Here is an 18,050-nt window from a genome sequence, read left to right on the forward strand (position 1 = left end):
CCTTTCCGCCATTTTACTGTATTTCTTCCATTATCGGACTATGATACTCTCTATATAGAATGCGGCACACCAGGAAAATTGTCAATAAAAACGTGAAAAAGGAGTACCCTGCCTGCCGCAAAATACTCCTCTCACCTGTTTCAGAATCATCTGACCTTGATATGCACTTCCCTCAGCTGACTTTCCGTCACCGGTCCGGGCGCCCCGCACATCAAATCCTGAGCATTTCCGTTCATCGGGAATGGAATGATCTCACGAATGTTTTCCTCATTCCTGAGCAGCATGATCATACGGTCGATCCCGGGCGCCATGCCGGCATGCGGTGGAGCGCCAAACTGGAATGCACTGTACAGCGCCCCGAACTTCTGTTTCAGGTCTTCTTCTGTGTACCCTGCAATCTCAAACGCCCTCACCATAATATCCAGATTATGGTTTCTGACTGCCCCGGAAGAAAGCTCTATGCCGTTACACACAATGTCATACTGATAGGCCAGAATGTCAAGCGGATCCATTGTATTGAGCGCTTCAAGCCCGCCCTGCGGCATGGAAAACGGATTGTGTGTAAAGTTGATCTTCTTCTCGTTCTCATCGTATTCAAACATCGGAAAATCATTCACAAAGCAGAATCTGTATGCGTTCTTTTCACACAGATCCAGTTTTTCGCCCAATTCTGTACGGATCTGTCCCGCACACAGTGCCGCGCGCGCCTCCTTATCTGCGATAAAGAAAATGGTATCCCCCGGGACAAGTCCTGCGGTATCCGCGATCTCCCCCTTCATATCCCCCGGAATAAACTTGTCGATCGGTCCCTTATATGTCATATCATCATTCACTTCCAGATAACCGAGACCGCCCATTCCGATGGACATGGCAAAGTTCAGAAGTTTTTCATGAAACCCCTTTGACATATCCGCGTGAACCCTGATCGCACGGACCGTCTTTTTATGAAATGGCTTAAAACTGCACCGCTGGAAGAACTCTGTCACATCCACGATGCGCAGTGGGTTTCTCAGATCAGGCTTATCCGTTCCGAATTCAAGCATCGCCTGTTTATAACTGATGACCGGATACGGCGCCTGGGTCACAGCCGCCCCCTCAGGAGCAAACTTTTCAAATGCTGCCGTCAGCACCTCTTCTCCAACCTCAAACACATCCTCCTGCGTTGCGAAACTCATCTCAAAATCCAGCTGGTAGAATTCCCCAGGCGAGCGGTCCGCGCGCGCGTCCTCATCCCGGAAGCACGGTGCGATCTGAAAATATTTATCAAATCCCGAAACCATCAACAGCTGTTTGTACTGCTGCGGCGCCTGAGGAAGCGCATAGAATTGTCCTTTGTACTTACGGGAAGGTACGATGTAATCTCTGGCACCCTCCGGAGATGAGGCGCACAGAATCGGTGTCTGAATCTCCAGAAATCCCATATCCGTCATTTTCTGCCTCAGAAAACTGATGACTTCCGAGCGAAAAATCATGTTATCTTTCACTTTTTTATTTCTCAGATCCAGAAAACGATATTTCAGTCTCAGATCCTCACGCGTCTCTTTTGACGTCATAACCTCGAAGGGAAGCTGACGGTACACTTTCCCAAGAATATCCGCGCGGTGCGCTTCCATCTCGATCGTTCCAGACGGAATCCTGGGATTATAAGTCTCCTCATCACGGAGTTCTACAACACCTTCTATGGAGACGCAGTCTTCTTTGCTGATGCCTTCCAGCAGGTTTGTATTCCGCATGACGACCTGCATCACTCCGTACATATCCCTGAGGTCAAGAAAGGAAACCCCTCCATGATCACGGATGTTTTCCACCCAGCCGGCGATCCTCAGCGTTGTCCCTACATCACTCTCGCCGATCTTATCCATTGTTCTGTTTCGGTAAATGTTTGTTGTCTTCATTCGATTCTCTCCTTTTGTGGTTTGGGCACAAAAAAAGCTGCCCATCCAAACTTTAACGTTCAGGACGAACAGCCATTGTCCGCGGTACCACCTGAATTACTGGTATCAGTCACTCTTCGGTTGAAAACCTTTCCGCTTATCGCGCGGATCACGGCGCACCTACTAACCGGAAACTATATTTCTGATGTTCAGATTGCAGCTGATAAAGTGTTATTCACGCAAATTCATTTTACGGAGTTCTCACTGCCCTCCACTCACTGGGAACGATAAGATGCGCTACTTCTCTTCGTCATCGCTGTTGCCAAAGATTATATACTACCGCTTTTTCATTGTCAATGGAAGATTTTCACAAAACGTCGTTTTCCCCGATATAACGAACCGTCCGGACCAGTGTCACCAGCACAATGATCAGTGCCACCGCCCCCAGCGTCAGGGAACGGAAAAAGTAGATCGCCTGTGTCATACCGCCTCCGGCACTCGAGATGAGAAAGAGGGTCAGGACTACCCCCGCCACGATCGTGGAGGAAGTGGATTTCCTGCGCATGCATACGATATACGGAAGCAGTGAAAGAAACGCCGCAGCTAAAAGTCCTGCCACATAGTAAATGCCATACTGGGTCATCATGATCACAGAAAAGTCACCCAGAACCACATCCGTCACACTGTCCAGAATCACCACAGCAGTCACATTCAGAACATTTCCGATCACGACATTGACAACCGTGAACACAAATACAATCAAAAGCTTTGCAAACATCAGCCTCCAGCGCTCGACTGGATAGCAAAACAGCTGATTGATCGTCCCGCTCCTGTATTCCTCCGCCACTAGCTGCGCCATGATCACCGACGAGAAGATCAGAAATGTCCCGCGCACGAGAGCATCCGTCATGAGGATCACCATCTCCCAGTCAAACGGCTCCTGTTCCAGCGCACTGCCATAATACATCAGCACAGACATTCCCACCAGGATGATGTGTGCCAGCACAACGCCAATCCATTTCCGCCAGAGCTGGTACTTCTGAAATTCCAGTTTAATTAAGTGCATCATGCGAATCCCCTCCTATCAGCTGATGAAAATATTCTTCCAGTGTCAAATGCCTGGCGGAAATCCCCCTGATCCCCACCTGCTGTTTCAGGAGTGCGTCTGCCAGCATATTATTGTCCAGCTGCTCCTCATAGATACGTACCACAGAGTCAGAAAAAATACGGTAATTATGCAGTTTCAGGACTTCCTCCAGCACATATCCCGCCTTCCGCACATCGGTCACTTCCAGCTCCGTGTAGCTGCCGCTCATGGCATATACTTCTTCCATGGTAACCTCTTTGATCAGCTTCCCTTTATTCAGAATACCTACTGTGTCCGCAATCTGCTCGATCTCTGAGAGGATATGGCTGGAGATCAGAATTGTCGTACCGTCTTCTCTGTTCAGCCGCTTCAGCAGTGAGCGCATCTGAAGCGCCCCTTCAGGGTCAAGCCCGTTGATCGGTTCGTCAAGAATCAGCACTTCCGGATGTGTCAGAATCGCCCTCGCGATACCCAGCCGCTGTTTCATCCCCATGGAAAACCTGCGAACAGGCTTTCTGCCTGTTCCTGTGAGTCCCACCAGTTCCAGTGCTTTCTGGCAGTCCTCCATTTTATAATATCCCATATACTCACAATGAATCTGCAGCGTCTGTTCTGCAGAGAGGTTGCCGTAAAATGCAGGCGTCTCGATCATCGCCGCTACACGTCGCAGAATATCAGCCGAATGCTGCTCCAGGTTTCTGCCAAACATGGCCACGCTCCCCTCCGTCGGCTTCACCAGATTCATCATCATCTTCATGGTCGTGCTTTTTCCGGACCCATTCGGTCCCAGGAACCCATAGATACTCCCCCGCTTCACATGCATATTGAGATGTGATACCGCTGTATTTTCCCGGTAGGTTTTTGTCAGTTGATTTGTCGTCAATATATAGTCCATACTGCTCTCCTTTCTCTGTTATCACAAGCATAACAGAGAAATTTCTCCTGTTCCTCTCGTAATTCTAACTTTTTTGTCAAGCTGGAAAAATCTGCGGAAATGACAGTGTAAAATATGTGTGTTCCCATGGTATGCTGTCCAGCACGATCTCTCCCCCCATACGTTCCGTCAAAGCCTTTGAGATCGCAAGCCCAAGTCCGCTGCCCTGGAAGTTTCGGCTTCTGGAGTCCTCCAGCGTATACATCCGCTCGAAAACGGCATCCTTGTCCCTGTCTGAAATTCCCCTGCCATGATCCGTCACCCGGATACATACATTGCCGTCCGACGTCCACATGCTCATTCCAAAATACCCGCCGTCCGCCCCATACCTCACAGCATTTGCCGTCAGGTTTTCCAGGACTCTGGTAAGCGCATCCGCGTCCCCCATTATATAAACAGGCATCTCGGGTATGACGAGTTCCACCCGAAACTGCATGTTCGTCATCATCTGATAAAACTGAAGAACCGTATTACGGCAGACCGCAGATACATTGACAGGTTCTGTCCCAAGCTTTCTATCGCCTGATTCCAGCTTCGCCAGATCAAAGAACTGATTGACCAGTGCCAGTACTTCCTGTACCTTGATATCAACCTTCTCGATCATCTCCTCCTGCGGTCCGCGTTCCTTCAGCATTTCCACATAGCCGAGCACCACGGTAAGTGGTGTTTTCAAATCATGCGATACGTTGGACAACATCATCCGGATTGCTGATTCCCTGCGCCCGAATTCTTTCTCTGTCTCTTCCCTGGCTTCCAGAAAGCTGTTCAGTTCCGTACATACTTCCCGCAGATCCCACTTTGCGTCCGGAATCAGTATGCGCTCCCGGCTCCCTTCGGTTCTGATATCATGCAGCTTCCTGACAAGGTACTTAAGCTGCCGCTTCTGCTTCCTGCGCACTGCCCACTGGCGGCACAGGATGAGCAGAAGAATAAGATTTGTTCCAAGCAGAACATAAATCATTTATTTACTCCTCCATCCGGTATCCGATTCCCCACACCGTGCGGATGTACTGCTGTCCCGGCAGCGCCTCGCCCAGCTTGCTGCGGAGACGGTTCATGTGTACATTGATCACATGTTCCTCCCCATAATACGGTTCGTTCCACACTGCCGAATAAATCTGTTCCTTTGTATAAATTCTCTGCGGATGCCTTGCCAGAAGACATAAGATCTCAAACTCTTTGCCTGTCAGTGCGATTCGTTTTCCATTTCCATAAACTTCATAACTCTGCTGATCCAGCGTCAGTCCTTTATAGCTGATTTGTGTCTTCGTATCTTCCTGCGGCTTGCTGTAACGTGTCGTCCTCCTCAGATTTGCCTTGATCCTGGCGGTAAGTTCTATCAGCGAGAATGGTTTCGTAATATAGTCATCTGCACCAAATCCAAGTCCCATGGCTTTATCACTTTCACCGTCTTTGGCGCTTATGATAAGGATTGGAACGACACTGCTCTTTCGAATCTCCTTCATCACCTGCATCCCGTTCAGAAACGGGATCATAATATCGAGCAGGATCAGATCAAAGGCTTCCTCCGCAAAACAGCGCAGCCCACTGTCACCGTCAAATGCCTGTACAACTACAAATCCTTCATTCTTCAAATATTCCGACACCATATCACTGATCTCTTTATTGTCTTCTATCAATAATATCCGCTGCATAACCTGCCGCTCCTTTTAACCTGTCAAATTAAAGTATCCTTCATTTCCAACATCATAAATATAACACAGTTCGATGATAAAATATAGAAATACAGAAAAGGACGCGCAGGCGACCCCATTCTTTCCGTCACAGCGTGATACCGCAGAATGTTTTAACATACGGGAAATCCGACAGAAATCTCCTGTTAAATAAAAACCTCCCAAAGGATTTCTCCCCTGAGAGGTCTGTAATTCTTTCTGTAATTGTACGTCCAAAAACGTATGATTAACGTTTGGAGAACTGCGGAGCACGACGTGCCGCCTTGAGGCCGTATTTCTTTCTTTCTTTCATTCTCGGGTCACGTGTCAGATATCCTGCTTTTTTCAGAATCGGTCTGAAATCAGAATCTGCCTGAAGCAGTGCTCTCGCAATGCCGTGTCTGATCGCACCAGCCTGTCCTGTATATCCGCCGCCGTGTACGTTTACAAGTACGTCGAATTTATCTGCAGATTCTGTTGCTGTCAGAGGCTGGCGAACGATAACTTTCAGTGTTTCCAGTCCCAGATACTCATCAATGTCTCTTTTATTGATCGTAATTTTTCCCGTTCCCGGTACTAAATATACTCTTGCGATCGATTTTTTTCTTCTGCCTGTTCCATAATATTTTGCACTAGCCAATGTCTCTTACCTCCTCTTAAAATGTTAACGCTTCTGGTTTCTGAGCATCATGCGGATGCTCTGCGCCAGCATATACGTGAAGTTTTGTAAGCATCTGTCTTCCAAGCGGTCCTTTCGGAAGCATGCCTTTGACAGCCAGCTCAATTACCTTCTCAGGTTTCTTTGCTAACATTTCTCTAAGCGTCGTCTCTTTCATTCCGCCTACGTATTCTGAATGATGGTAATAAATTTTCTGGTCTAATTTTTTTCCTGTCACATGGATCTTCTCTGCGTTGATCACAACTACGTAATCACCGGTATCGATGTGCGGTGTGAAAACCGGTTTATTCTTACCTCTTAAAACTTTTGCTACCTCAGATGCAAGACGTCCCAATGTACATCCCTCAGCATCCACTACATACCATTTTCTTTCAATCTTAGCTGGGTTAGCCATATAAGTGTTCATGGATTTACCTCCTGTTAATCAATTTACATGTAATTCTTTCTGTGCATATCTATAATGTAAAATATCTTTACCGGGGCATTGGATCAGATATCTACGTACGCTGTCACATTGAATAATTATATTATACTGTACCACGCGTGTCAACAGATTTTTTCTGTTTTTTTGCCTTTTTTTATCAGTCAAAGTCTCTGCTGTTCCTCAGTAAAACGGATCTCAACCAGAGTCAGTCCACACGCCGGCGCCGTGGGCCCGGCGGCGTTCCTGTTGCGTGCCGCCAGTATCTCATCCATCCGGCGGGGCGGGTAAGCCTCATTGCCGATCTCAATCAGGGTCCCTGCGATGATCCGTACCATATTGTACAGGAAACCTCTGCCTGTGACACGGATTGTCACGATATCGTCCGCTTTTGTAATGTTGATCCCTGTCACCGTCCTCACCGTCGTCTTCACCTGCGCGCCGGCCCCGCAGAAGCTGGCAAAATCATGCTCGCCGATGAGGTACGCGGCACCTTCCCGCATCTTTTCGAGATCAAGGTTATAGTGATAAAAGTAAGAATAAAACCTCTCTGTCGGAAGAGGAAACCGCCGGTTTAAAATCCGGTATTCATAAGTCTTCTCACTTTCGCAGTATCTCGGATGAAAATCTGCCGCAACTTCTTCTGAGCATTGTATACGGATATCTTCCGGCAAACGCTGATTTAACGCATAGGAAATCTTCTCACCCGGCATTCGGGCATTCGTATCAAATACGGCCACATTTCCCAGCGCATGTACACCAGCATCCGTACGGCTGGCACCGATCGTCTCGATCTCTTCCTGCAGGAGCTGTGACAGATGCCGGTTCAGTTCCGCCTGCACTGTATTGCCGTTCGCCTGAACCTGCCATCCACAGTAACCCGTGCCATCATAGGCAACTGTCAGTCTCACCCGTTTCATATCAGATACCTCGCGTATATCCTCAGCATAATGCATACCGCCAGGTAAAAGAGCAGGATCAGATATGCAAAGACATCCCTCCTCCGATAGACCAGCGGCTTCATCTGCGTCCTCCCTTCGCCTCCGTGGTAACAGCGCGCTTCCATCGCAAGCGCCAGATCATTCGCCCGCCGAAACGCAGAGATAAACAGCGGCACCAGCAGCGGCACCATGCTTTTAATCTTTTTCAACAGACCACCATTTTCAAAATCGGCGCCTCTGGCGATCTGTGCCTTCATAATCTTATCCGTCTCTTCCAGCAGAATAGGAATAAAACGCAGTGCGATCGACATCATCATAGCGATATCATGCACGGGTACCCTGAGCTTTTCCAAAGGTTTCAGGAGACGTTCCAGGCCATCCGTCAGCTGATTCGGGGTTGTGGTGAGCGTCATAACAGAAGACCCGATAATCAGGTAAATCAGCCGGATTCCCATTCTTGCTGCCAGTATCACACCTTCTTTGGTGATCGTGATGATCCAGACTTGAAAAATGGGTTCTCCGGGTGTAAAGATCATATTAAAAAACAGCGTGATCATCAAAAGGACCACGATAGCCCTGAGGCCTTTTACCATAAAGCGAAATGGAACTTTCGAAATTTTAATAACGGCAGCCAGAAAGACCGTTGCCGCCAGATAGCCCGTCCACGTATCAGACACAAACAGGCTGGCAATGAAGATAATCGTAGCAATAAATTTTACACGCGGGTCCAGTCTGTGCAGAACCGAATCTGCCGGATAGTACTGGCCAATGGTGATATCTCTTATCATGATGATGTATCCTTTCCAAGTGCCCTGAGTATAGACTCTCGGGCCTCTTCTATGGTAATCGCGGTTGTATCCACGGAAAAACCTCTTTTTTCAAGCGCATGCATGATATAGGTTATCTGCGGGGCCGCAAGTCCCATCGCTTCCAGCTCTCTATAATGCGAAAAAACTTCTTTGCAGCTTCCGTCAAATGCCTTTTCCCCCCTGTTCATCACGATGATACGCTCCACATAGCGCGCAATATCTTCCATACTGTGCGAGACCAGAATGATCGTGATCCCTCTGGTTTTATGCAGATATGCAATCTGATCCAAAATCTCATCACGCCCCCTGGGGTCCAGGCCGGCAGTCGGTTCATCCAGTACCAGTACCTTGGGATTCATTGCCAGAACTCCGGCAATCGCAACACGGCGTTTCTGTCCGCCGGAGAGTTCGAACGGCGATTTATCATAGAATGCTTCCGAAAGTCCAACATGGGAAAGCGCTTCTTTTGCGCGTCTCTCACACTCTTCTTTTGCAAGTCCCTGATTGGACGGTCCAAAACAAACATCTGCAAGCACCTCAGACTCAAACAGCTGATGTTCCGGATACTGAAATACAAGCCCTACCTGAAACCGAAGTTCGCGCAGCGGATAGTCCTCTGTCCAGATATCTTTTCCCTCAAACAAAACCCTGCCTGCCGTCGGCCTTACCAACCCGTTCAGATGCTGTATCAGGGTCGATTTCCCACTTCCGGTATGGCCGATCATACCGACAAACTGTCCCTGTGGAATTTCCAGGTTAATATCCTTAAGCGCATGCATCTCATATGCCGTCCCCGGACTGTAAGTATACATGACATTTTCTAATTTAATTGACATATCGCATCCACCAATTCTTCAATCGTTAAAATCCCATCCGGCAGGTCCATTCCTGACTTTTTCAGTTCATAAGCCAGAAGTGTTACCTGTGGAACATCCAGCCGGTACGTTTTCAGCTGCTCCACCTGCGAAAAGATCTCACGCGGCGTCCCTTCCATCACAACATGCCCGTCATCCATCACGAACACACGATCCGCAAAAATAACTTCCTCCATGTAGTGTGTAATGAGAATGACCGTAACATTCTCTTTCCTGTTCAGTTCCCGTACCGTTTTCAGCACTTCGTTTCTGCCATTTGGGTCCAACATGGCTGTGGGCTCATCCAGCACAATACACTCCGGGTGCATCGCAACCACACCGGCGATCGCGACACGTTGTTTCTGACCCCCGGACAGTTTATTTGGCGAGTGCTTTCTATAGGCAGTCATTCCGACTGCATCCAGGCTCTCATCAACGCGTTTCCAGATATCCTCCGTGTGTACGCCCAGATTTTCCGGTCCAAACCCTACATCTTCTTCTACAACCGTGCCAATGATCTGGTTATCCGGATTTTGGAAAACCATACCCGCCTTCTGGCGAATTTTCCACAGTTCCCCCTCTTTCGAAGTGTCCATGGAGTCCACCCAGAGAGTCCCTTCCGTAGGCACCAGAAGCGCATTGATGTGCTTGGCAAGTGTGGACTTTCCCGAACCGTTATGTCCCAGTACAGCAATAAACTGACCAGCCTTGACATCAATATTGATATCATCCAGCGCCCGGCTGCTCTCCCGGGTACCGCCCTCTTCGTCATATTTCAAATACTCAAACACCAGTTTGGATGCTTTTATGATTCCCATAAGACCGCCTCCTTGTCACCTTAAACCCAAAGAAGTTCGAGGGAAATTCCCTCGAACTCAAATCGCCGGCAGAATCCCCATAGCCGGAATCCTGCTGTACGTCTCTATTCCTCGCGTTCCATCGTCATAAACAGTTCGATCAGTTCCCATATCTCGTCCCGTCCCTGCTTCGTCTGTGCTGAAAATGGAACGACCGGGGTCCCTTCGACTACCTGAAGTCCCTGTTTTATCATTTTTATATGTCTGGATACCTGACTCTTTTTCAGTTTATCCAGCTTTGTTGCAATGATGATCGGCTGAAATCCATTGTGCAGGATCCAGTCATACATAGCCTTGTCATTCGCAGAAGGCTCATGGCGGATATCGATCAGCAGAAAAACTGCTTTCAAAACTTTTGACTGATGCAGGTAACGCTCGATCATCTTTCCCCACTGTTCCTTGACTGCCACAGACACTTTGGCATATCCATACCCGGGCAGGTCCACAAGATACAGCGCGTCATTTACATTATAAAAGTTTATCGTCTGCGTTTTTCCCGGCTGTGCACTTGTCCTCGCCAGCGCTTTGCGGTTCATCAGACCGTTGATCAGGGATGATTTACCCACATTCGACTTCCCCGCAAATGCAATCTCCGGCATTGTATTTTCAGGCAGCACGCTGGTAATTCCACAGACAATATCAAGCGATACATTTTTTATAACCATACTGTTCTCCTACGCCAGAGCATGCTCCAGCACTTCCTTCATATGGGAAACGAACACGATCTCCAGGCCTTCTTTGATCTCTTCCTGAATTTCTTCCACATCCGGTTTGTTTTTCGCGGGGACAAGCACCTTGCGTATGCCTGCGATCTTTGCGGCAAGAAGTTTTTCTTTCAGGCCGCCGATCGGAAGTACCCTTCCGCGCAGTGTGATCTCCCCTGTCATAGCCACATCCGCCCGAACCGGCTTCCCTGTAATTGCAGACAGCATTGCCGTTGTCATCGTGATACCAGCGGAAGGCCCGTCCTTCGGAACTGCGCCCTCCGGAATATGGATATGTATATCATTTTCCTTGAAAAACTCATCAGGAATCCCATATTCTGCAGCAACTGATCGAATATAGCTGATGCCCGCCTGCGCGGATTCTTTCATCACATCCCCCAGCTGCCCCGTCAGCAGGAAGTCACCCTTTCCAGGCATGATATTGACCTCAATCTGCAGCGTATCGCCGCCGACACTTGTCCAGGCAAGACCGCGCACGATCCCCACTTCATCTGAATCATTCTTTTTCTGGAAGCTGTATTTTTCACGTCCCAGAAACTCTTCCAGATTGTCTGCTGTCACCGTAATCTTCTCCTGATTTTCCTCGAGGATTTTACGCGCAGTCTTTCTGCAGATTTCTCCGATCTTACGTTCCAGGCTCCTGACGCCAGCCTCCTTTGTATATCCGCTGATGATCGCACCCAGCGCCCCATCACTGATCTTCAGCTGACCGTCTTTCAATCCGTGCGCTTTCATCTGTTTTGGTATCAGATGTTCCACCGCGATATGAAACTTTTCATTTTCCGTATAACTGCTGACCTCGATGATCTCCATACGGTCCAGCAGCGGACGCGGTATCGTCTGTATATCATTTGCGGTCGCGATAAACAGCACTTCTGATAAATCAAGTGGAAGTTCAATGTAATGGTCTGTAAATTTATTATTCTGTTCGGAATCCAGCACCTCCAGCAGCGCCGAAGCAGTATCTCCCTTGTAATCACTGCTGACCTTATCGATCTCATCGAGAAGCATCAGCGGGTTTTTAACGCCTGCCTGCTGCAGTCCCACAGCAATCCTTCCCGGCATAGCCCCCACGTATGTCCTTCTGTGGCCGCGTATTTCAGCTTCATCTCTCACACCGCCCAGGCAGATTCGGACATATTTTTTGTTCAGTGCCCTGGCAACAGAACGTGCAATAGAAGTTTTACCGGTTCCCGGTGGTCCGATCAGACATAATATAGGACTTTCGCCTTTTTTTGTCAGAGTACGTACCGCAAGGAACTCCAGTATACGCTCCTTGACTTTTTCAAGCCCGTAGTGGTCATGCTCAAGGACCTCTTTGGCTTTTTCAATATTCTGATTGTCTCTGGAAACTTTATCCCACGGCATTTTTAAAAGTGTCTCTATATAGCCGCGCATCACGGAGCTCTCAGAAGAATTATTTCCGACACTGCGAAAACGCTTGATCTCCTCCAGAATTTTTTCCTTAATTTCTTTGGTGGCCTTCAATTTTTCAGCCGCCTCTGTAAAACGGTCCGCATCCGAAACAGTGTTATCCTCACCGAGCTCTTCACGGATCAGCTTCAGCTGCTCCCTCAAAATATACTCTCTTTGATTTTTGTCAATCCGTTCCTTGATCTTCCCCTGCAGTTCACCGCGTATCTGCATGATCTCAATTTCATTGGCCATCAGAATCCCCAGAAGCTCATAACGCTCTGCAAGCGTGACTGCTTCCAGCAGCTTCTGTCTCTGTTCATACGGCAGAGGAAGATTGATGGCGATCTGATCGACCATTTTCTCCAGATCTTCCATTTCCAGAATCTGCGTGGCAAGCTCACCGCTGATCTTCTGATTCTCCTGACAGAACGTCAGGAAAAGCTCTTTCAGATTGCGGAGCATTGCTTCTTTCGCATTATTGGAAACTGGTATACTTTCTGACTTCTCATAACATGCCACTTCTGTTTCCAAAAAGGCATCGTCATTAACAAAGCCCAGCAGTTCAGCACGTTCCACCCCCTCTACAAGGATACGCAGGACATGTTTCGGCAGTTTCACCACCTGCTTGATCTTAGCGATCGTACCTACTTTATATAAGTCCAGTACCCCCGGCTCCTCCACCGAAGGATCTTTCTGCGTGATCAGAAAAATATTCTGGTCACGCAGCATTGCCTCTTCCACTGCCCTTACTGATTTATCCCGGCTGATATCAAAATGCACAATCATATCCGGTAAAATAGTCGTGCCGCGCAATGCGATCGCCGGCAGCACATTTATCAATTCGTTCATAATCTCCTCCAATTCAGCTGCGGGAGAAGAACCTTACAAGAATCTTCCCTGCATTACGCCGTCACCGAAGCTCCCCTGCGTTTCTTAGGCGCCTTCTTTGGCGCTGGCAGAGACGGCTCCCCTCTGGTAATGATAGGCTCCCCTTTCCCCTCTACCGCATCTTTCGTTATAATACATTTCCGTATCGTATTGTCTGACGGTGTCTGATACATCAGCTCCATCATTGTATTTTCCATAATAGAGCGCAGACCTCTGGCACCGGTCTTCCGTTCCATCGCTTTCATCGCTATCGTTTCGAGCGCATTTTCATCGAAATCCAGCTCTACTCCGTCCATCTCCAACAGCTTTTCATACTGTCTGACAAGAGAGTTTTTAGGCTCTTTCAGGATGCGTACCAACGCTTTTTCATCAAGCGCATCCAGTGTGACAACAACCGGCACACGTCCGATAAATTCCGGAATCAGACCGAACTTTATGAAGTCCTGCGGCATAACATGCTGCAGCACCTCTCCGATACTTTTTTTCTTTTCACTCGCTATTTCCGAGTTGAATCCAATGGATTTTGTATCCTGACGTGTTTCTATGATCTTATCCAGTCCTTCAAAGGCGCCTCCGCAGATAAACAGGATATTGGTCGTATCAATTTGAATAAACTCCTGATGCGGATGTTTTCTGCCTCCCTGAGGCGGAACACTGGCTACTGTTCCTTCCAGAATTTTAAGAAGAGCCTGCTGTACACCTTCACCCGATACGTCTCTGGTGATGGAAGCATTTTCAGATTTTCTTGTGATTTTATCGATTTCGTCAATATATATGATACCATGCTGTGCGCGTTCAATATCGTAATCTGCAGCCTGTATGATCTTCAGAAGAATATTTTCAACATCCTCTCCGACGTAACCGGCTTCTGTAAGCGTCGTCGCATCAGCGATGGCAAACGGAACATTCAAAAGTCTTGCCAGTGTCTGCGCAAGCAGCGTCTTGCCGGATCCCGTAGGTCCCAGCATCAGGATATTGCTTTTCTGCAGTTCAATATCTGTGCTGCTGTCTGCCATCACCCTCTTGTAATGATTATATACGGCGACCGAAAGTACTTTTTTCGCCTGGTCCTGTCCAATCACATAATCGTCCAGAATCTCTTTCATTTCCTGCGGTTTCAGCAGATTGATGCCGTCATAGCCTTCAGCCTCGTCCTGCTCCAGCTCCTCATCCATAATCTCCGCGCAGATTTCAATACACTCATCACAGATATAAGCGCCGTCCGGACCTGCAATCAATTTCTTTACCTGGTCTTCTGATTTACCGCAAAAGGAACATCTGATTTTACTTTCCCCTTTAACTGCCATATTGTTCTATCCTTTCCAAAACCCATGTTTGGGTAAATGCCACATAAGACCCCCGCCGGGCAAGCAGGAGTCTTATACAATTTCATACCTTATCTGTTCGCGATCACTCCGTCAATCAGGCCGTACGCTTTTGCTTCTTCAGCAGACATATAATTGTCTCTTTCTGTATCCGCTGCAATCACCTCGATTGGCTGCCCCGTGTTCTGCGCCAGGATGGCATTTAATTTACTGCGTGTTTTTAAAATGTGTTCTGCCACGATATTAATCTCAGTTGCCTGTCCCTGAGCTCCGCCGGAAGGCTGGTGAATCATGATCTCTGCATTCGGAAGCGCAAAACGTTTTCCTTTTGTGCCGCCTGAAAGCAGGAATGCTCCCATACTTGCAGCCATTCCGATACAGATTGTAGAAACATCGCTCTTGATATACTGCATCGTGTCATAAATTGCCATACCCGCTGTTACGGATCCTCCCGGGCTGTTGATATACAGCTGAACATCTTTTCCCGGGTCCTCAGACTCCAGAAACAGCAGCTGTGCCACCACAAGGCTTGCCGTGACATCATTGACCTCTTCTCCGAGAAAAATAATCCTGTCTTTCAGCAGGCGGGAATAGATATCATAGTTCCGTTCACCGCGGCTGGTCTGTTCAATGACATAAGGTACTAAACTCATTCTACACTCTCCTTAACCGAAAAAGATATTAAACTTCTTTTGCTGCCTCAGCGATCAGTGTAACTGCTTCCTGAACAGCCATATCTTTCTTCATCTGCTCTTTTTCATAATCGCCCATCAGTTCTTTTAACTTATCCGCTTCCATCTTGTACATCTCTGCCATTTTTGCGATTTCTTCATCAAGTCTTTCATCAGCGATCTGAATATTTTCTACTTCTGCAATTTTTTCCAGTACCAGTCTGCTCTGAATACGCTGCATAGCCTGAGGTTTCATCTGCTCTTTCATCATATCCGGTGTAGATCCTGTGATCTGTACATACTGCTCCATGGAAAGTCCCTGTGCCTGCATTCTTCTTGCAAAATCATCAATCATCTGATTTACCTGATTCTCAAGCATCGGCTCCGGTATCTCCATCTGAGCATTTTCAACTGCCTTACCTACAGCAGCATCTTCTTTTGCCCGCTTTGCATCTTCTGCTTTTTTCTTCGTAAGATTTTCTTTGATATCTGCCTTATATTCTTCCAGTGTATCAAATTCAGAAACGTCTTTTGCAAAATCATCATCCAGTTCCGGAAGCTCTTTCATTTCGATTTTGTTTACCCTGCATTTAAACACTGCAGGCTTTCCCGCAAGTTCTTCCGCCTGATACTCCTCTGGAAATGTTACGTTAACGTCAACCGGCTCTCCGATTTTAACACCAATGAGCTGCTCTTCAAAACCAGGAATAAAAGAATTGGATCCGATCACCAGCGGGTAGTCATCACCTTTTCCTCCGGCAAATGCCTCTCCGTCCACAAAACCTTCAAAATCAAGTTTTACGGTATCCCCGTTTTCAACAGCTCTGTCATCTACATCTACAATACGGGAATTTGCTTCCTGCTCTTTTTTCAGCTCGGCTGCAATATCTTCCTCGGAAACTTCCAGCTCTGCTTTTGGAACTTCGAGCCCTTTATACTCTCCGAGAGTTACTTCCGGTTTCACTGCAACTTCAGCCGTAAAGACAAACGGTTTCCCGCTTTCCAGCTGTACCACATCGACAGAAGGCTGGGATACGATATCCAGACCGCTCTCATCAACTGCTTTGGAATATGCTTCAGGAATCAGTGCGTTTGCTGCATCCTCATAGAAGATACCTACGCCATACATTTTTTCAACCATCGCACGCGGAGCTTTTCCTTTACGGAAGCCCGGCATATTGATTTTGCTCTTCTGTTTCAAGTATGCTCCCTGAATAGCTTTTTCAAGTTCTTCTGCTGAAACCTCGATTGTCAGTTTTGCCATATTTTTCTCTAAATTTTCAACCTGTACGCTCATTTTGCTGCTTTCCTCCTCGTTCTCTATATGAAAAGTATCTGCACTTCTCCATACTTACAGTCATTTTTGTAGTATAGCATAAGACCCGAAAAAATTCCAGTACTTTTTGCAAATCTTGAGCGTACCACTCAAAATTCTCTGATTCCCTGATCAATGCCCGTAAACGATCGATGATTTTATCGTATCTGCAGTCTCTCTATTTACAAGAATGGTAATCAGTTCCAGTCCAAAAGCAATAGCGGTTCCGACGCCGCGGCTTGTGGTAATGTTTCCGTCTGTCACAACGCGTTCTTCACTCGTATGTGCCCCATCCAATCCGCCTTCACACCCCGGATAGCAAGTTGCCCTCCTGCCTTTCAGCAGTCCCAGGCCTCCGAACACCATAGGTGCAGCACAGATCGCGGCCAGCTTACCGCCTTTTGCATTCCATTTAAGCAGTACCTCTGTCAACGGCTTGTACGCTCCCAGATTCGTAGTACCCGGCTGTCCTCCCGGCAGAATCAGCATGTCTGCATCAGACACATCTATATCTTCAAATAATTTATCAGCTTTTACAGTAATCCCGTTAGCGCCTGTAACTTCATGACGCCCCATAATGGAGATCATTACGACTTCAATTTCTGCTCTTCGTAAAAGATCTACCGTAGTAAGGCCTTCCACTTCTTCAAATCCATCTGCTAAAAAAATATATACTTTTGCCATTTTCTCTCCTCCAATTCATATTTAGGTCCATGCGGTTTTGAAACCAACAGTATAATTATATCAGAACTGTACCGACAAGTCCACTTTCTGTAAAATAAAAAAGAATCCCGGATTCAGGATCCTCTTTGTTCTACAGCGACTTGATTCTGTTCATGATCTTTTTTCTTATCGCTTCCTTATATCTAAGCATCATCATTTCCTCTGCAGGACTGATGTCTAATGCACTTTCAATATGCCTGACACCGGCCGGTCCGGTGAATACTGCCACTTTTCCGTGTGAATGCAGCAGGGGCGATCTGCTTTTCCCGGATCTCAGGTTTTTGTCTGGTGTCCCGTCCATTAAATTCCCCCTTTTCCTGTTTAACATACAAAATTGCGGACAAAATAGCAACGAATCGATGCCTTTTTATTTAACTTTACCCAATAAAATATTCATTTCGTTGCTATCTCTGAATTCCAAACCTCACTTTGATATAATAGCCAAAAAACAGGGAGGTATTATATGCAGCCGGAATTATTGCAGCATAATTTGAAGACTCTTCGCAAAGCCCATGGCTACACGCAGGCTGATATGGGAAGAAAACTGAATATCCAGCGACAGTCTTATGCCAATTATGAAAACGGAAACCGCATACCAAGTATTGAGATGCTTTCCAAAATTGCAGCAATTTTCAAAGTTACTGTTGATTATCTGCTTCAGGATATTACCGGCTCTGCCGGTGATACGTCTTCAGACTCAACCGCTTATGCTATCACGGATCTTATAACAGACTACCTCTCCCTGCCAGAATCGTCTCAAAAAGAGATCCGGCAATTTATAGCATTCAAAAAATCAATGTCAGATTGAACTTTTGTCACTCCCACTATATCATTAATTATTTGCATTTGCAATGTATA

General features: G+C 47.2%; 19 protein-coding genes. 1 reads left to right on the top strand and 18 read right to left on the bottom strand.

The annotated features are described in order from the left end of the window. Positions 1-146: 146 nt before the first annotated feature. The 18 genes from aspS to MCG98_RS00295 all read right to left on the bottom strand — a co-directional run bounded on the left by aspS (position 147) and on the right by MCG98_RS00295 (position 17,493). On the bottom strand, positions 147-1,895 hold the full coding sequence (gene aspS / locus MCG98_RS00210) for an aspartate--tRNA ligase (RefSeq protein ID WP_240299864.1): 1,749 nt from the start codon (positions 1,893-1,895) through the stop codon (positions 147-149). Positions 1,896-2,241: 346 nt separating this feature from the next. Continuing rightward, entirely contained in the window at positions 2,242-2,943 is a 702-nt protein-coding gene (locus tag MCG98_RS00215) for an ABC transporter permease (RefSeq protein ID WP_240299865.1), read from the bottom strand. Beyond that, entirely contained in the window at positions 2,927-3,856 is a 930-nt protein-coding gene (locus tag MCG98_RS00220; RefSeq protein WP_240299866.1) for an ABC transporter ATP-binding protein, read from the bottom strand. The genes MCG98_RS00215 and MCG98_RS00220 overlap by 17 nt, the downstream gene beginning before the upstream one ends. A 76-nt stretch (positions 3,857-3,932) precedes the next feature. Next, on the bottom strand, positions 3,933-4,856 hold the full coding sequence (locus MCG98_RS00225; RefSeq protein WP_240299867.1) for a HAMP domain-containing sensor histidine kinase: 924 nt from the start codon (positions 4,854-4,856) through the stop codon (positions 3,933-3,935). Positions 4,857-4,860: 4 nt separating this feature from the next. Further along, positions 4,861-5,550 carry a response regulator transcription factor gene (locus MCG98_RS00230; protein ID WP_240299868.1) on the bottom strand — a complete coding sequence of 230 codons (690 nt, stop codon included), beginning with the start codon at positions 5,548-5,550 and terminating at the stop codon, positions 4,861-4,863. A gap of 265 nt (positions 5,551-5,815) precedes the next feature. Next, positions 5,816-6,208, bottom strand: a complete 393-nt coding sequence (gene rpsI / locus MCG98_RS00235) for a 30S ribosomal protein S9 (RefSeq protein WP_240299869.1) — start codon at positions 6,206-6,208, stop codon at positions 5,816-5,818. Between the two features lie 16 nt (positions 6,209-6,224). Beyond that, positions 6,225-6,653: a 50S ribosomal protein L13 gene (gene rplM / locus MCG98_RS00240; protein WP_240299870.1), complete on the bottom strand. Its 429-nt coding sequence runs from the start codon at positions 6,651-6,653 to the stop codon at positions 6,225-6,227. Positions 6,654-6,832: 179 nt separating this feature from the next. Next, positions 6,833-7,588, bottom strand: a complete 756-nt coding sequence (truA, locus tag MCG98_RS00245; protein ID WP_240299871.1) for a tRNA pseudouridine(38-40) synthase TruA — start codon at positions 7,586-7,588, stop codon at positions 6,833-6,835. Next, the gene (locus MCG98_RS00250; protein WP_240299872.1) at positions 7,585-8,397 is read right to left on the bottom strand and encodes an energy-coupling factor transporter transmembrane component T; all 813 of its coding nucleotides are present in this window, start codon (positions 8,395-8,397) and stop codon (positions 7,585-7,587) included. Before MCG98_RS00250 ends, truA begins: the two co-directional genes overlap by 4 nt. Beyond that, complete coding sequence (locus tag MCG98_RS00255) at positions 8,394-9,254, bottom strand: energy-coupling factor transporter ATPase (protein ID WP_240299873.1); 861 nt, start codon at positions 9,252-9,254, stop codon at positions 8,394-8,396. The genes MCG98_RS00250 and MCG98_RS00255 overlap by 4 nt, the downstream gene beginning before the upstream one ends. Beyond that, the gene (locus tag MCG98_RS00260) at positions 9,239-10,090 is read right to left on the bottom strand and encodes an energy-coupling factor transporter ATPase (protein WP_240299874.1); all 852 of its coding nucleotides are present in this window, start codon (positions 10,088-10,090) and stop codon (positions 9,239-9,241) included. Before MCG98_RS00260 ends, MCG98_RS00255 begins: the two co-directional genes overlap by 16 nt. 104 nt (positions 10,091-10,194) lie before the next feature. After that, entirely contained in the window at positions 10,195-10,794 is a 600-nt protein-coding gene (gene yihA, locus MCG98_RS00265; RefSeq protein WP_240299875.1) for a ribosome biogenesis GTP-binding protein YihA/YsxC, read from the bottom strand. A gap of 9 nt (positions 10,795-10,803) precedes the next feature. After that, the gene (lon, locus tag MCG98_RS00270) at positions 10,804-13,119 is read right to left on the bottom strand and encodes an endopeptidase La (protein WP_240299876.1); all 2,316 of its coding nucleotides are present in this window, start codon (positions 13,117-13,119) and stop codon (positions 10,804-10,806) included. A 53-nt stretch (positions 13,120-13,172) separates the two neighbouring features. Next, complete coding sequence (gene clpX, locus MCG98_RS00275) at positions 13,173-14,465, bottom strand: ATP-dependent Clp protease ATP-binding subunit ClpX (RefSeq protein WP_240299877.1); 1,293 nt, start codon at positions 14,463-14,465, stop codon at positions 13,173-13,175. An 89-nt stretch (positions 14,466-14,554) separates the two neighbouring features. Next, positions 14,555-15,136, bottom strand: coding sequence for an ATP-dependent Clp endopeptidase proteolytic subunit ClpP (clpP, locus tag MCG98_RS00280; RefSeq protein WP_028530486.1), 582 nt, complete (start codon positions 15,134-15,136; stop codon positions 14,555-14,557). A gap of 28 nt (positions 15,137-15,164) precedes the next feature. After that, positions 15,165-16,451 (bottom strand): trigger factor, encoded by a 1,287-nt coding sequence (gene tig, locus MCG98_RS00285; protein ID WP_240299878.1) that lies wholly within the window; start codon positions 16,449-16,451, stop codon positions 15,165-15,167. A 150-nt stretch (positions 16,452-16,601) separates the two neighbouring features. Further along, the gene (locus MCG98_RS00290; RefSeq protein ID WP_240299879.1) at positions 16,602-17,153 is read right to left on the bottom strand and encodes a DJ-1 family glyoxalase III; all 552 of its coding nucleotides are present in this window, start codon (positions 17,151-17,153) and stop codon (positions 16,602-16,604) included. 130 nt (positions 17,154-17,283) lie between these two features. Continuing rightward, positions 17,284-17,493 carry a hypothetical protein gene (locus MCG98_RS00295; protein WP_240299880.1) on the bottom strand — a complete coding sequence of 70 codons (210 nt, stop codon included), beginning with the start codon at positions 17,491-17,493 and terminating at the stop codon, positions 17,284-17,286. 162 nt (positions 17,494-17,655) lie between these two features. Here MCG98_RS00295 and MCG98_RS00300 point away from each other — a divergent pair, with 162 nt between their 5' ends. Continuing rightward, complete coding sequence (locus MCG98_RS00300; RefSeq protein ID WP_240299881.1) at positions 17,656-18,000, top strand: helix-turn-helix transcriptional regulator; 345 nt, start codon at positions 17,656-17,658, stop codon at positions 17,998-18,000. Positions 18,001-18,050: the final 50 nt, after the last annotated feature.

This window comes from Ruminococcus sp. OA3 (genome assembly GCF_022440845.1).
Classification (GTDB): Bacteria; Bacillota; Clostridia; order Lachnospirales; family Lachnospiraceae; genus Ruminococcus_G.